This is a genomic window from Sphingobium sp. WCS2017Hpa-17 (assembly GCF_031843765.1).
In the GTDB taxonomy this organism is placed as follows: Bacteria; Pseudomonadota; Alphaproteobacteria; order Sphingomonadales; family Sphingomonadaceae; genus Sphingobium.
The window spans coordinates 1-15,313 of record NZ_JAVTIV010000030.1; the positions used below are offsets into that span (position 1 = coordinate 1).

The 15,313-nt window shown below is 59.3% G+C and carries 10 protein-coding genes; 8 read left to right on the top strand and 2 right to left on the bottom strand.

The genetic code is table 11. The annotated features are described in order from the left end of the window. Nucleotides 1-172: 172 nt before the first annotated feature. Nucleotides 173-1,906, top strand: coding sequence for a glycoside hydrolase family 9 protein (locus RQH62_RS22680; RefSeq protein WP_311270919.1), 1,734 nt, complete (start codon nt 173-175; stop codon nt 1,904-1,906). Between the two features lie 21 nt (nt 1,907-1,927). Here RQH62_RS22680 and RQH62_RS22685 read toward each other — a convergent pair whose 3' ends face one another. Both RQH62_RS22685 and RQH62_RS22690 read right to left on the bottom strand, forming a co-directional pair. Beyond that, a complete protein-coding gene (locus tag RQH62_RS22685; RefSeq protein WP_311270920.1) occupies nt 1,928-3,472 on the bottom strand; it encodes a tryptophan halogenase family protein in 1,545 nt (514 codons plus the stop codon). Between the two features lie 64 nt (nt 3,473-3,536). Continuing rightward, entirely contained in the window at nt 3,537-6,416 is a 2,880-nt protein-coding gene (locus tag RQH62_RS22690) for a TonB-dependent receptor (protein ID WP_311270921.1), read from the bottom strand. A gap of 306 nt (nt 6,417-6,722) precedes the next feature. On the opposite strand from RQH62_RS22690, the gene RQH62_RS22695 reads away from it, so the two are divergent. The 7 genes from RQH62_RS22695 (at nt 6,723) to RQH62_RS22725 (ending at nt 15,307) form a co-directional block, all read left to right on the top strand. Next, nucleotides 6,723-7,406, top strand: coding sequence for a SapC family protein (locus RQH62_RS22695; protein WP_311270922.1), 684 nt, complete (start codon nt 6,723-6,725; stop codon nt 7,404-7,406). Beyond that, nucleotides 7,403-8,428, top strand: coding sequence for a cupin-like domain-containing protein (locus tag RQH62_RS22700; protein WP_405053584.1), 1,026 nt, complete (start codon nt 7,403-7,405; stop codon nt 8,426-8,428). Before RQH62_RS22695 ends, RQH62_RS22700 begins: the two co-directional genes overlap by 4 nt. Nucleotides 8,429-8,466: 38 nt before the next feature. Continuing rightward, nucleotides 8,467-8,832 (top strand): hypothetical protein, encoded by a 366-nt coding sequence (locus RQH62_RS22705; RefSeq protein WP_311270923.1) that lies wholly within the window; start codon nt 8,467-8,469, stop codon nt 8,830-8,832. Then, on the top strand, nt 8,801-9,517 hold the full coding sequence (locus RQH62_RS22710) for an alpha/beta hydrolase-fold protein (protein WP_311270924.1): 717 nt from the start codon (nt 8,801-8,803) through the stop codon (nt 9,515-9,517). The genes RQH62_RS22705 and RQH62_RS22710 overlap by 32 nt, the downstream gene beginning before the upstream one ends. Nucleotides 9,518-9,716: 199 nt before the next feature. Then, nucleotides 9,717-11,621, top strand: a complete 1,905-nt coding sequence (locus tag RQH62_RS22715) for a sialate O-acetylesterase (protein WP_311270925.1) — start codon at nt 9,717-9,719, stop codon at nt 11,619-11,621. Between the two features lie 104 nt (nt 11,622-11,725). Further along, on the top strand, nt 11,726-13,834 hold the full coding sequence (locus RQH62_RS22720) for an alpha-L-arabinofuranosidase C-terminal domain-containing protein (RefSeq protein ID WP_311270926.1): 2,109 nt from the start codon (nt 11,726-11,728) through the stop codon (nt 13,832-13,834). 132 nt (nt 13,835-13,966) lie between these two features. Continuing rightward, the gene (locus RQH62_RS22725; protein ID WP_311270927.1) at nt 13,967-15,307 is read left to right on the top strand and encodes a cation:proton antiporter; all 1,341 of its coding nucleotides are present in this window, start codon (nt 13,967-13,969) and stop codon (nt 15,305-15,307) included. Nucleotides 15,308-15,313 lie beyond the last annotated feature (6 nt).

Genomic DNA, 15,313 nt, shown 5'->3' on the forward strand with positions numbered 1-15,313 from the left:
ACAATGGCACCGCTCAGCGACAATCCCATCATCATGCTGTCGGCAGTGCCGGGCACATGATCGGCTCAGACTGACGCCGGAAATAGCGTGGATCGACCCCAGCTACACCACCTCGTGGGACACGATCTCTCTCTTGCCTGCAGGCAAAACTGGCACGGTGCTGCAATGGCTTGTGAAGCCACAGAGTGATGCAGCCTGGCTACGCAGGCCGGTAATAGCCCATTCGCAGCTTGGCTACGCGCCTGCCGGGCAGAAGGTTGCCACCGTCGAACTGGATCGCAAGGATGCCCGAAGGCCGCCTCTGAGGCTTTTACGCATCGATGCGAATGGAAGCGAGACACCGGTACCTACGGCGGGGGCGCGCGAATGGGGTGATTATCTGCGCTATCATTATCTCCAGATGGATTTCAGCGCGGTACGAGAGCCGGGACTCTACAGGTTGGATTATGGCGACGTGCGCACTGCACCGTTCCGCATCGCGGCGGACGTCTACGCCGATGCGTGGCATTCCACCAATGATGTCTATTTCCCTGTCGCAATGGACCATGTCTCGGTCAACGAAGCTTATCGCAGTTGGCATGGTGATTCCCATCGCGACGATGCGCGGCAGGCACCGATAAATTATGAACATATCGACTTGTATCGGCAAGGACCGACTACTGACACGCGTTTTAAACCGGGCGACCATATTCCCGGCCTGAATGTTGGTGGCTGGTATGATGCAGGCGATTTTGATATCCGCACCCAGTCGCAATATCAGGTGGTCCGATCGCTCGCCGATGCGCAGGAGCGATATGGCCTGACCCGCGATACGGTGAGCGTCGATCAGACGCGTCGGCATGTCGAAATGCATGTCCCGGACGGTACGCCGGATCTCGTGCAGCAGGTCGCGCACGGCACGCTGCAATTGCTCGCGCAACTTGATGCGGTGGGGCATGCCATCCACGGCATCGTGGAACCTGATGTGGCGCAATATACCCATCTGGGCGACGCGGTAAACAAGACCGATGGACTGCTCTATGATCCGGCGCTGAAACCTGGCGAAGTGATGGGTGGCCGGAGCGGTAATCCAGACGATCGTTGGGCTTTTACCACCAAAGCGTCAGCGCTCAATTATGGCGCAATCGCCGGACTGGCCGCCGCCGCGCGGGTACTGAAGGGTCATGATGATGCACTGGCGCAGCGGGCGCTCGCGATGGCGGAGCGGGCGTGGCAGGAAGAGCGGGGGCATGCGCCTGACACGTTCCGTCATGGCAATACGACCGGCGGGCCGTTGGACGCAGAGATGTTCAGTGCAGCGGTGGAATTGCTGCGCACGACGCGCAAGCCCTTTTATGCCAAAGCCGTGATGACGCTCTGGCCTAAGGTCGAGAGTGGCTTTGGTTTCATCGCGCAGACGGCAGTGGCGGCGATCCCATTCATGCCAGTCGCCTATCGCAAGGCGATGATGCCGGCTGTGAGACACTGGCAGACTGAAAGCGAAGTGACGGCAACGGCCAATCCGTTCGGCGTCCCGATTACCACTAGCGGCTGGGCCGGATCTGGTACCGTGCTTGGCTATGCGCTGACCAGCGAGGCGCTGCATCGCGCGTTCCCCGAAATCGTCGGGCCTGATGCCACATTTCGAGGTGTGGCATTCCTGACGGGGCACCATCCTGGATCCGATATCAGTTTCATATCGGCTGTTGGCACTGTGTCGAAGGAAGTCGCCTATGGCAATAATCGTGCGGACTTTTCCTTCATCGCTGGCGGAGTCGTGCCGGGTGTGCTGGTGATTAAGCCGGATTTCCCGGAGAATCATGAGGACTGGCCGTTCTTTTGGGGCGAGAATGAATATGTGATTCCCGAAGGCGCGGCCTGGATAGAACTGGCCAATGCGGCCAATCGTTTGAGCGGCAATCGGTAAAGCGATCAGGGCTGTAGTTGGTCAGATCGGCTGCAGCCCATGCGCCACAATTTTCTCGATCAGGTCGCGATGGCGTGGGAGTCCGGCAACTAGCTTTGCCGTCATGGCGGCATTCTCCCGCCGTGCTCTGAGGGCAAGATGCCTATCGTGCGAGAGATCGGTCGCATTCACTTCAGTTTTGAAGCCCATGCCATAAAGGACATATTGGTAGCTGGCCGCCGGGAAGACTTCTTCAACGCGGTCGAATTCGTCCAGGAAGGCTGGTGACTGGTAACGCCATAGCAGCAAAAGGTTTTTTAGCCGGTCCGGTATGCTCTCTTCACGAACATTGTCATGCCAGAATGCACTGTCCCTGCGCTGCGTCAACACATAATGTAGCTTAAGGAAATCGATGATCCGGCCCCAGCGATAATGGGTCGTCGCATTGAACCGGGTTGCAATGATGTCCATTACCTCGCGGCATGCGGGCATTTGCTCGGCGATGATCTTGGCCGACAGTTCAACAAGGACGATAGCAGAGGCTTCGAGCGGTTCCAGGAACCCCGCGGCCAGACCAACCGCGACGCAATTGCCTTTCCAGAATGTTTGGCGATGACCTGACCGGATGGTGATCTTTCTCGCGTTCAGACCATCGGCGGCTGAACCGATGTACGCGCGCAATTCGCGCTCGGCAGCCTCGTGCGAGATATGATTGCTGGAATAGACATGGCCGATTCCCCGACGCGTCTGGATCCCGATATCCCAAATCCAGCCTGCGCTTTGAGCGGTGGAAATGGTGTGGGAGGCGATCGCACCGTTTGGGCTTTCGTAAGGCACTTGCATTGCAAGCGCCGTGTCGCAAAAGAGGACATCATTACAATCTTTGAACGGCACGTGCATCGCACCCTCGATCAGCAATGCCTTGAAGCCGGTGCAATCGACAAAAAGATCGCCTTCGACTTCGCCAGCCTGGGTGGTGCGGACGGCGCGGATGTCGCCATTATCCCGCATCAACACCGCCTCGACATCAGCCAGAATATGACGCACGCCGAGCTTATTGCAGCAATGACGTTGCAGAAATGGTGCGAATTTGCCTGCGTCCAGATGATAAGCATAGTTGGCAATGGCGTCATATTCAGCGGTCGCAATCGTCTTGGGCGCCAGCCCATCGTCGCAGATGCGTCCCTGCGAACAGACGCTGTCGCAGAAACTTTCATCACCTTCGTCTGCCAGCCAGTGCGGCGCAAGATTCACCTGCCCGAAATTCTGGGGTAGCATCAGCGGATGGTAATAGCCGTCGTCGGGCGCGCCTGTCGTCCAGCGGGCAAACCGGGCGCCCTGCTTAAAGGAGGCGTCGCATTCGCGGAAGAAATCGGTTTCAGATACTCCCATGCGTGACAAGGTAGTGCGAAGCGTCGGCCAGGTACCTTCGCCCACGCCGATGATGGGAGCATTGGGGGATTCGACCAGCGTAACGGTAAAATGCCGCCCGATGCGACCTTGGTGGCGGGCGGCTATAACGCCTGCCGTCAACCAGCCGGCAGTTCCGCCACCGACGACAATGATGTTGCGGACGGGATTGGCCATTTGGAAATTACCCGAGAAAGGGGAGAGGATGTCAACTGACATCCTCTCCAGGGCGAGACAGAGTTTAGAAGCGGTAGCGTGCGCCCGCCGTGAAGCGGCGGCCGTAGGCGTACACATCCAGCAACTGGTTCGAGAAGCGCCCGTGAGTACTAATCGTTTCGTTGGTCACGTTCAGTGCTTCACCGAAGACGCTGATCCGATCGTTGATCTGGTAGCTGGTGCTCAGATCGACCTGAAGGCTGGAATTGACGAAAGTCGGTTCTGCACCAAAGGCCGAATTATTCTGTGCCTGACCAAATTCACGCAGATACTTGTCGCGCCAGTTGACCGCCGTCCGGAACTGGAAGCCATTCTTGTCGTAGAAAGCAACCAGGTTGGCCGAATTGGCAAGGCCGGTGACGGCGAAACCGCTCTGCGACAGATTATCCTCGTCGTAGGGCTTGTTCGTCTTGACGAAGGTGGCGTTGGCATTGAAGCCAAATCCCGTGTCGCCAAAGACATGCTGCCAAGCCAGTTCGACACCTTTGATCGTTGCTGATGGTCCGTTGACCCGTTGCGACACGGTGAAGACGGCCGTCGTGCCGGTCGAAGGATCCACAACACCGTTGATCGTCTGACGTTGCGTACCGGCAACAACGAAGTTCGACACATCCTTGAGGAAGAAATTCACGGATGCGTAGGAGTTGCGCTGATAATACCATTCCGCTGCCAGATCGAAATTGTCAGCAAGATAGGGTTTCAGATTGGGGTTGCCGCCCGTCGCGGTCAATGCGCCGACGCGCTGTCCGACACCCACATTGAGAACCGGCGTCAGCGTGTTCAAAGCAGGGCGTGTGAGCGTGCGCGATGCATCGAAACGCAAGTGCAGGGTATCGGTAAGCTCGAGCTTCATGTCGAGGCTCGGCAAGAAGTAGGAATAACTGCTCCTGGTCGATATCGGTTGGGATTCGCCGAACGCAACCGTCAGCAACGTCGGGTCTGCCGTGCTTCCGGTGATGGAAGTCGGCAATCGCCCGATGCCTGCGGACACCAATTTCGTAATTTCTTCGCGCGCGCCTGCATTGAAGTGGAACGGCATACCGGCCACGTCAGCCTCGAAATTCACGCGAACATAGGCCGACCATGTCTTTTCACGCACATCCTGCACGCTGCCGGGATCGAGCAGCAGATCGAACTTGCCGGTAAAGGCCGTGCCGCAGCAGCCATAGTTGTAGCCGGGAATATTCTGTGCCTGTGGATTGCCCAGCCCTTCCAGATAACGCTGATATTCCCTTGCGTCATAGACCAGCAAGCCTGGTGGCAGGCTGCCCGAAAAGCCGGGGATGAAATTCTTTGTGCTGATAACGCCATTATACAGGCTGGCTGGCATCAGCACGCCGCTGCCCTGACCGGATGGACCACCGTAACCGGCGTAGGCCTGCCAGAAATTGTTGGTGAAAGTGCTGCTATTTTGCAGCTTGAACCGGTCCTCCATGTAGCGACCACCGATCTTGATGGTCAGATTATCCTGTTCCCAAGTTGCACCCAATCGGAACTGCTTGATTTCGTCGCTGTTGAGTTGCTGCTGTCGCACCGTGACATGCGAGCCAAGGATAGTCTGATCGAGCCAGCGTGCCGCATCGCCATTGGGACCGTAGGCCGTCAATTCCGGGAATGCCTTGCTGCTGTTTCCGGAAACGCGGATGCCGTTGGCGGTGCCGAGCAGGCCACCATAGCCGATGTCGCCATTTTCGCTGCTGATTTCACCACCTGGATTCTGGCGGCTCTTGGAGTAGCTGCCGTCCGCTTCAATCTTGAGATTGGGCGTGGCGTCCCATTTGAGGTTCAGGCCGACCTGGTTGGTTTCCAGCACGCGCGTATCGGTGCCGGCCGTGAAATCGGTCGGCGAACCTTGCTGAACGAAGTCAATCGCGGTGCCGTTTTCATCCTGCTCGACATTGCGCATCGATCCCTGGTTGAACCAGACGCCGAATCCGGAAATGTCGGTGACGATCTTCTGCCGCGAATAATTATCATCCAGCGTCAGGACGATATCGTCGGACGGTGCCCATTGCAGCGCGATACGGCCATCGATGCGTTCATCCTTGGTGTAGCGCTGATCGGCGCCATATTGCTGGCCATACCAGCCAACGACGCTCTTTCTGTCGCTTGCCGAAGCGGTTGCGGCATCGGAGGGGTTGCATGTTGCAGCATCGCTGCCCGCCAACTGACATGGTGCGAACAGGCCACCCTGCCAGCCCGATACATAGACGCGGTTTACCTGCGTATCGCGACGGGTATATATGCCGTCGACCAGAATGCCGATCGTATCATCTGCAAAGGTTTTGCTGAACAGCGCGCCGATCGTTGGCACAACCTTTCCGGCATCGTCCTGCACCGATCCCGAAGCGCTGAGTGCTACGCGCGTGCCGGGGCTGTCGAAGGGCTTGGGATAGGAGATATTGACGGTTGCGCCGATCGAACTGCTGGACAAGGATACATCCGGCGTCTTGAGCACGGCAAGCTGACCGACGAAATCTGCGCCGACCGAGGAGAAGTCAACCGATCGCCCACCCGTGGCGGTCGATATGCGGCGGCCGTCGATCAGCGTTTCGTTGAAGTCGCCTCCGAAACCGCGAACGGTGATGCCGTCCGGTTCGCCACGCGATCCTGATCGGTTGATCGAGACACCCGGCAGACGCTGCAACGAGGCTGCAACGTTCGAATCCGGGAATTTACCGATGTCTTCCGACGAAATGACATCCACTACGCCTGCAGACGTACGTTTGATGTCGAGATTGCGCTGCAATGACCCGCGGATGCCGGTGACGACGATGTCGGATTCGCTGGCTGGCGATGTAATCGCGCTTTGGTCAGCCTCCTGTGCCCTCGCCGGAAAGGCCAATGCCACGGCCAGCAGGCTGGCAGTGGTCGCAAGCTTTATGCGGCTACGTGAAGCGCGCATGTTATGTATATTATACTGCATGATCCTCCCCAAGTTCAGACATTGTCTCGCCTGAACACCGCAGCACAATTGCCGCGGCGATCATTTTTATAGGCTCGGGTAAGTACACGCCCCCGCCTGAGTGGCAAAAATGCGCATCCTCAACCGACCTTCTTTTTTTCTGTAAGAAATGTTAGCGCTATCGAAATGGACGATCAAGAGAAATTGTAGGCGTAATTGTCGCGGAGCGTAAAAGAGCCCAGGTTTGTGGCAAATGGGCCATTTTTACGATGTTCAGAATGTGAGAATCGTTCGGGAGGAGAGGGTATGCCGTCAATCGAGCTGGTAAATAGTGAAACACACGCCACAGTTAGAATGCGAGCGCCCGAGATTGCCGCACCCTTCGTGCGGATCGTGCTGAGCGAGTTTCCAGCCGCCGCGGTCGCCTGTCCGCTGCTGCTGTCCAAGCGGCAGGATACCGGAGCCTTCTATATCGGCGCATTACAGGGATTTCGACCCGGAGAGCGATTGACGGTCGCCCCGGATGACCGGCCCGCTTTTCATCCGCTGGAAGCGGTCAGGGAAGGTTTTTTCGCTGTCGAGGACAATATGGCGCTGGATCGCGCGCATAATCGGTTCGCGTCGGCGACTGGCGGCGAGTCGCTGTTCGATGGCGAAGGCCTTCCGTCTCACTCGCTGAAAGCCGTACAGGCGGCATTGGGACGGTTGATGGCAGAAGAAGGCGCGACGGAGGCCTTTATCGCCAAGCTTCTATCTTATGGGCTTGTCGAGCCGATCGACGTTTCGCTTAGTTTCGATGATGGGGAGCGTTTGCGCCTGGAAGGGCTGTATACTGTCAGTCTTGATGTCATGGGGGACATTGGCGATTCGGCAGCACTAGACCTCTTTCGGGCGGGGCATATGCAATACGCCTATGCCATGATTATGTCGCTCCAGCATATTCCGTTGATGGCGCGACGGCGCAACGAACGGCTGGCTGCTATGCTGTGACCGTTGTCGATGGCGCTCGGCCCGTTCAGGAATGCAATGCGTCGGATATTTGCGGCGCCGATGAATTGCTTGCACTAACATCGCACTGTCGACCGGTGATAATCCGGGGGCATTGCTATGACTGGCCGGTGGTAAGGGAAGCCGCGCAGGGGGTGTATGCGGTGATCGCCTACCTTGCCCAATTCGATGGAGGACAGACGGCGGAATATTTTTCGGCGCCGGCAGCGCTGGAAGGGCGCTATCATTATGGAGAAGAGCTGAGCGGGTTCAATTTTTCCCGGGAAGCGATGAAGGTCCGCGATGCGTTGTCGCGGATCGCAGCCAACGCTCTTGGTCAGAGCGAAACCGGCTATATGGGATCGCTATCAATCGATGCTCATTTCCCCGGCTTTGCAGCAGAGAATTCCAGTCCGGCGCTGGGCGTTCATATACAGCCACGCCTGTGGGTGGGGAACCGGTCAACGGTTGCCTGCCACTATGACAGCTATGATAATCTGGCCTGCGTCGTGGCCGGGCGTCGCCGCTTCACGCTCTATCCGCCTGACGCGATCGGCGACCTTTATATCGGGCCGATCGATCACACGCTGTCGGGGCAGCCTGTGTCCATGGCGGCAGGGTTCGCCGAAAATGCCGCTGCCTATCCCCGGTTTGCGCAGGCCAAGGCAAAAGCCGTCATTGTGGATTTGAATGCAGGCGATGCGCTCTATCTGCCAAAGCTTTGGTGGCATCAGGTTGAGGCGCTCGATCCCTTCAACATCCTTGTGAACTATTGGTGGGACGGTTTTTCCGCGGGGCGTGATTCGCCTTATGCGGCCTTGCTCCTGTCGATGATAGCCATTGCCGAACGGCCTGCACCCGAAAGGGCGGCATGGCGCGCCTATTTCGATCATTATGTATTTCGCCCGGGCGGTCATCCACTGGCGCATCTTCCGGAGGAAAAACATGGCGTTCTGGGGCCGCTTGAGCAGGGCAATTACGGTCGCATCCGAACGCTGGTGATGCGGATGCTGCGAGGTGGGTGACTGATTTCATAACCATAATTGCGGAAGGAGAAGCGACCATGAGGCGAGCATTGGGAATGGCGGCATTTGTGACCGTCATCATAGGGGCGGTTGCGTCAGCGTTACCGGCGCAGGTGCCTACGAACGGACCGGCTGCGGTAGCTGGCGCGAAAGGAGTGACCGTCCAACGGATCAAGGTTCACGCACCGACGATCGCAGGTAATCTGGAAGGCGAGTCGGCCGACCGGGACGTGCTGGTGGCTTTGCCGCCCAGTTATGGGAAGGATCGGGGGCGGCGTTATCCGGTCGTCTATGCCCTTCATGGATATTCGATCGGCGCAGAGCAGTGGAGCAGTGTCCAACGCCTTCTTCGCGGGTGCGAAGGAAATGATAATGGTGCTGCCGGATTCAAAGACGGTGCATAATGGATCGATGTATTCCCGTTCGGTGACGACCGGTGATTTCGAGACGTTCATCGCCCGCGATCTGATCGCCTACGTCGATAGCCATTACCGGACCCTTGCCCAGCGAGAGAGTCGTGGCCTCGCCGGCCATAGCATGGGTGGATATGGCACCAGTCGTATCGGCATGAAACATGCCGACATGTTCGGCGCGCTGTACATGATGAGCCCCTGCTGTTTGTCCGCAAGAGAGGTTGGGCCGATGGATGGCGCTGCCCTGTCTGCCCTGGACGCGGTCAAGACGCCTGCGGATTCGGCGGCGTTGCCGTTCCTCCTGCGGGCGCAACTCGCAACAGGGGCGGCCTGGTCACCCAATCCCAAAAACCCGCCGCTCTATCTGGACTTGCCGGTCAAGGACGGAAAGGTACGGCCCGATATTCTGGCAAAATGGGCGGCCAATGCCCCGCTCGCCTTTGTCGATCAATATATTGGCGACCTGCGTCGCTATAGGGCGATCGCGATCGATGTCGGTGACAAGGATGGGCTGAAGGGCGACGCGCAGATGTTGCACACGATACTGGATCGCAACGGCATCGCCAACAGTTTCGAGATATATGAGGGCGATCATACCAATCGGGTCGCATGGCGTTTTCAGGATCAGGTGATACCGTTTTTCGACCGGCACCTCGATTTTGCGACAACGAGATAAGCAGTTGTATTGCATTTAACGATCCGCCTGATCCGCCATTTACGGTAGCGATAACAAAATCATTGTGACGCAGGTAAAATCGGTTATGCCTGCGACAACGGTCCGGCACAGGGCCGGTCCACGAAGGGGGACGACAGCCATGTTTTCGCATCATCACTCGAGACGCCTGTCGAACCTTCTTTCAGGGGCGGCCCTGTTCATGCCGCTTGCTGCCTGGGCGACCCCGCAGCTTGATCCTATGTTCAGCGACCATGCCGTGATCCAGCGCGATCATCCCATCATGGTGACGGGGCGCGGCACGCCGAAAGAAATGATTGCGGTAACATTTGGCGACGTAATGCGTGAAGTTCGGGCCGATGAAAAGGGTCGGTTCGAGGCCAGGTTCGCGCCGACCAGCATGACGGGACCGATCAGGCTGGAGGCGCGTTCGGCGTCGGGCAGTGTTGCGGCGCAGGATGTCGCAGTGGGGGATGTCTTCCTGTGTTCGGGCCAGTCGAACATGGAATTGGAAGTGCGTCATGCGCAGGATGCAATGACCCAGATTCGCACCTCCGCAGACGATCAGTTGCGGCTGATGCTGGTGCCGCGTGCCATGGCGGACGATCCGCTGCGCGATTTTCCGCAGTCGCCGTCCTGGCGGCCTGCCGGGCCGGATAGCGTTGCTGATTTTTCCGCTGCCTGTTTCTATATGGCGCGCGAGTTGCGCAAGACAGCCAAGGTGCCGATCGGCGCGATCGCGAGCAGTTGGGGCGGATCGCGAATCAGCCCATGGATGGGCGCGCGGGCGCAGGTGGCGGTCGGGCAGGGCGCGCAGTCGGCGCTGGTTTCGTTGCACGGTCGCGATCCGTTCGCGGCAGAGTGGGCGGCCAGTGCCGAATGGGAAAAATGGTGGCGCAAGGAAACGGGCGATGCTTCCGGCAAGGAGCCATGGCAGCCCGAGAGTGAAATGGTGTGGGCGGACGTTCCGCAGATCGGCCCGTGGGAAGAATGGGGTGTCCCCGCGCTGGCCAATTTCAACGGCATGGTCTGGTATCGGCGCGAAATCGACCTGACGACGGCGCAGGCTAAGGCGAATGGCGCCTTGTCGCTGGGGCTGCTCGACGATGTCGGCCGGGTGTGGATCAACGGCAAGCCTGTCGGGATGAGCGCCCGCAGCTGGCAGCCAAGTAGTTTCGACGTGCCGCCTGGCGTGTTGCAGCCGGGGCGTAACGTGGTGATCGTCAATGTGCTCGACAGCTACGCCAATGGTGGCCTGTCCGGGCCGGTCGATGTGATGAAGTTGTCGCTGGGTCAGGCGGGCGAAGTGCTGCTTGGGGACGGGTGGCGCTATGCGGTGGCGACCCGTTCGCCGTCTGGCGCGCCGCGTGTGCCGTGGGGTGATACGACCGGCACGGGGACGCTCTACAATGGTATGATCGCGCCATTGGGGGCGATCGGGCTGAAGGGCGTGGCCTGGTATCAGGGCGAATCGGACGTCGACCTGCCCGGTTATGCGGACCGAATGCGCGCGATGATGGCCGATTGGCGGCGGCAATTTGGGTCGCCCGACCTGCCTTTCGTCGCGGTGCAGCTGGCGGCTTATGGCGATCCGGTGACGAAGCCGACCGACAGTGGCTGGGCGGCAATGCGGCAGGTGCAACATCGGGCGATGGCGCAGGACGATCATGGCGGTCTGGCGGCTGCGATCGATCTGGGCGACCCCTTCGATATCCACCCGGGCGAGAAGCAGGAGGTCGGTCGTCGTTTGGCACGCGCAATGCGCGCGGTCGCCTATGGCGAAAGGATATCGCGCACCGGGCCGCAGGCGGCGCGGGTGACGGCGACGGCAGATGGTGGTGCGGTGATCGACTTTGTCGGGCTGACTGGCGGGCTGCACACGCGCAGCGCGGCGCAGGGGATCGGCTTTGAACTGTGCGGTCAGGCCGCAGGCAGTTGCCGCTTCGCCACCGGCAGGATCGAAGGCGTGCGCGTGATTCTGACCGGGGATGGTCAGCCTGCGATACGGGTACGCTATGCCTGGGCCGGATCGCCAGTGGTAAATCTTTATGACGAGGCGCCTTTGCCGGTCGGTTCGTTCGAATTGCCGATCACGCCGATGCGCTGATGCCTGCCTCGTCGCGTGCGGCGGGTGCTGGATACGCAATAGAAGATGAAGAAGCGCGCGGCGGCGTGGTGTTGCGCCGCGCCCATAACAGGAGAGGACAAACCATGCGATACGCCAATAGGTGGAAGACGGCTTGCTGGATGACGCTGGCCTTGTCGAGCGCGACGGCTATTCAGGCGCATGCGCAAACGATCCGGGCTACGATCGATACCAGCCGCACCAGCGCAGCGGTGACCCCGTATGAATATGGCATGTTCATCGAGCCGATCGGCGGTCTGGTGAACCGGACCCTATGGGCGGAAATGCTGGACGACCGGAAATTCCACTATCCTGTGCGGGTGGAGGGCAAGGATGATAAGGTGCCTGATACGGTGGAGGGGCGTCCCGCGCCTGTTTTCCGCAAATGGCGGCCGATCGGGGACGAAGATGCGGTCGTGATGGACAGCAACGATCCGTTCGTCGGTCGGTACAGCCCGGCGGTGGCGCTATCGGGCGATGCGCCCCGCGGCTTTGGTCAGGGTGGCATGGCGACCAAGGCGGGTCAGGACTATGTCGGCCGTATTCAGTTGAGCGGCGACGCCACGGCAAGGGTGCAGGTCACGCTGATCTGGGGCGAGGGCGCACGCGACCGGCAGGTGGTGACGCTGCCCGCGCCGGGTGCCGGATGGACCGAATTGCCGCTGCGTTTCACGGCGGGCAAGGCATCTGCGGACGCCAGGCTGGAAGTGACGGGAACGGGCAGCGGGCGGTTCCGCGTGGGTGCGGTGTCGTTAATGCCTGCGGACAATATCAATGGCTGGCGCGCGGATACAACGGCGATTGCCCGATCGCTGAAATCGGGCATGTGGCGATTGCCCGGCGGCAATTTCCTGTCCAACTGGGACTGGCATCAGGCACTGGGGCCGCGCGACAAACGGGTTCCGATGTTCGATTATGCCTGGAGCGCGATGCAAACCAATGACATCGGCATGGACGAATGGATGGAATTGACCCGCATATTGGAGGTCGAACCCTATGTCACGGTCAACGCCGGTCTGGGTGATGCCCATTCGGCGGCCGAAGAGGTGGAATATCTAAACGGGGCGGCGACCAGCGAGTGGGGCGCAAAGCGGGCGACGAATGGCCACCCCGCACCCTATGGCGTCAAATGGTGGAACATCGGCAACGAACCCTATGGCTGGTGGCAGATCGGCAAGACGTCGCTCGATTATTACCTGATGAAGCATAAGGAATTCGCCGCAGCGATGCGGGCGAAGCAGCCGGGGATCACCCTGATTGCATCAGGCGCGATGCCCGACCAGTTGCACTCCAGGGACGTGAAGGAAAATCCGTCGCTGGAGAGCATCCAGCGCAAGTTCGGGACAGAGGAGGACTGGACCGGCGGCTTCTTCGCCAACGCCATGGGGACGTTCGATGGTATCACCGAACATTGGTACGACCGGGGTGAGGAGCGTCCGAACGCTCCGGCGGATGAGGAACTGATCGAGTTCGCGCGGTCGCCGTCCAACCATGTCCGCATGAAGGCGGAGGAATGGAACATCTACCGGCGACGTTTCCCCGCGATCAGCCAGGCCAATTGCGGCAAGGGCATTTTCATGTCGATGGATGAATATGCCTATATGGCCAAGGATGGGGCGACGCTGAAATCCGCGCTGGCCTATTCCATGGTGATCCAGGAAATGCTCCGCCATACCGATTTCCTGACGATGGCGGCGTTCACGTCCGGCGCGTCCACCATGGACATTACCCCGACCGATGCGGTGTTGAACACGACGGGGCTGGTGTTCAAGTTCTATGGCGAACATTTCGGTGCGGGGACGGTGCCGGTCGCGCTGGACGGCAATGTGCCGCAACCTGACCCCAAACATGTCATGGGATCGGCGCACCCGCAGGTGAAGGCGGGTAGCGCGACCTGGCCGCTGGATATGGTCGCCGCGCTCAGTCCCGATGGCAAGACGGTGCGGCTGGGCGTTGTGAATGCGACGTTCCAACAGCAGACGGTTGCAATCGATATGCCATCGGCAAAGGCGAAGGGGGCAGGCAAGGTCTGGCGGATCACCGCCAAATCGGTTGATGCCGCAAATAAGGTCGGGGCGAAACCCGGCGTCACCATCACGCAGGCGAAGGCACCGGTTTTTAGCGGGCAATTGACCGTACCGCCCTTGTCGACGTCCGTTTTCGAATATCCGATCGTGCCTGCTGCGGAGCGCTGACCGGTGGGAATGCGTGGAGTGTCCGGGGCACCTTTTGCGCCGTTGCACGCCAGCGGCGTCGGAGGCGGCCCTGGCGCTTTTAATGGAGGATCGTCCATGATGGCGCTAACAGGATAAACAGGGAGGGCGGCGATGGACGGCGACATTCTATCCTTGCTGACGGGCATATTGGACCCGCACGGACCGGTGGCGGCTGCGAAAAAGGTGAGCTACACGCCTGCAGATTATAGCGTTCATTTCTTCCTGCAACTTGTGCTGATTATCGCCGCATGCAGGGCGGTTGGCTGGCTGGGCCGCAAATTTCTGGCGCAGCCGCAGGTGGTGGGCGAAATGATCGCGGGCGTGATACTGGGACCGTCCTTGTTCGGGATGGTCGCGCCCGATCTGCACGCCATGATCTTTCCAAAGGATACCAGCAGCGTTCTTTACGCCGGGTCGCAACTGGGCGTGTCCCTTTACATGTTTCTCGTCGGCCTCACCTTGAGGCTCGATCATTTTCGATCCAAAGCGCGCAATGCCGCAATGGTATCGGCAGCGGGGCTCTTGGCGCCGTTTCTGATGGCGGTGTTGATTACGCCTTACATATTGCAGGTTCCAGGTCTGTTTGCCGATGGATTGGGTCAGGGGCAGGCCACCTTGTTCATGGGCGCCTGTATTGCGCTGACGGCTTTTCCGATGCTGGCGCGCATCATCAACGAGCGTGGTCTGGCGGACAGTCCGCTCGGTACGCTATCGTTGACGGCGGGCGCATTTGACGATGCGGCGTCATGGTGCGTTCTGGCCCTGGTGCTGGCTTTGTCGGGGGGGAACGGCGCGATCGCCGTCGTCGCGATCGTGGGCGCCGTGTCCTATGTCGGATTTCTGCTGATGTTCGGCCGGAAATTGCTGGCGCCCTTGGGGCGGGCCGTTGAGGCGCGGGGGGAAATGAGCGCCACGATATTGGCTATAACGCTGACCCTGTTCTGCCTGTCCGCTTTCATCATGGACGCTATCGGCATTCACGGGATATTCGGCGGATTCATATTGGGTGTGTTCATGCCGCGCGGCCTGTTCGTCGAGGAATTGAGGGCCAAGATAGAACCCTTGGCTGTCGTTCTCCTCCTGCCGATGTTCTTTACCTATTCCGGCCTTAATACGCGGCTAGATGTCATGAGCTCGGTTCCCTATCTTCTGATCGCCTTAGGGATATTGTTTGTCTCCATCATCGCCAAATTCGGTGCATGTTATCTGGCTGCGCGCCTGTCGGGTGAAGATAATCATACGGCACTGGGGATTGGCGCGTTGATGAATTCCCGCGGGCTGATGGAATTGATTATCGTCAATATCGGCATTCAGAAGGGGATTATTCAGCCGCCGCTATTTTCGATGCTTGTCCTGATGGCCGTGGTCACCACCATGATGGCTGGCCCGCTGTTCGAGCTGTTTTACGGCAGGCGGGCGCGGGCCATCGGGCGATTGACGCCCACCATTTGAGCGCCA

Excerpts from the sequence above, each read along its gene's own strand:
- RQH62_RS22685 (WP_311270920.1), bottom strand. The coding sequence starts at position 3,472 with ATGGCCAATCCCGTCCGCAACATCATTGTCGTCGGTGGCGGAACTGCC.
- RQH62_RS22690 (WP_311270921.1), bottom strand. The coding sequence starts at position 6,416 with ATGCGCGCTTCACGTAGCCGCATAAAGCTTGCGACCACTGCCAGCCTG.
- RQH62_RS22695 (WP_311270922.1), top strand. The coding sequence starts at position 6,723 with ATGCCGTCAATCGAGCTGGTAAATAGTGAAACACACGCCACAGTTAGA.
- RQH62_RS22705 (WP_311270923.1), top strand. The coding sequence starts at position 8,467 with ATGAGGCGAGCATTGGGAATGGCGGCATTTGTGACCGTCATCATAGGG.
- RQH62_RS22710 (WP_311270924.1), top strand. The coding sequence starts at position 8,801 with ATGGTGCTGCCGGATTCAAAGACGGTGCATAATGGATCGATGTATTCC.
- RQH62_RS22715 (WP_311270925.1), top strand. The coding sequence starts at position 9,717 with ATGCCGCTTGCTGCCTGGGCGACCCCGCAGCTTGATCCTATGTTCAGC.
- RQH62_RS22720 (WP_311270926.1), top strand. The coding sequence starts at position 11,726 with ATGCGATACGCCAATAGGTGGAAGACGGCTTGCTGGATGACGCTGGCC.
- RQH62_RS22725 (WP_311270927.1), top strand. The coding sequence starts at position 13,967 with ATGGACGGCGACATTCTATCCTTGCTGACGGGCATATTGGACCCGCAC.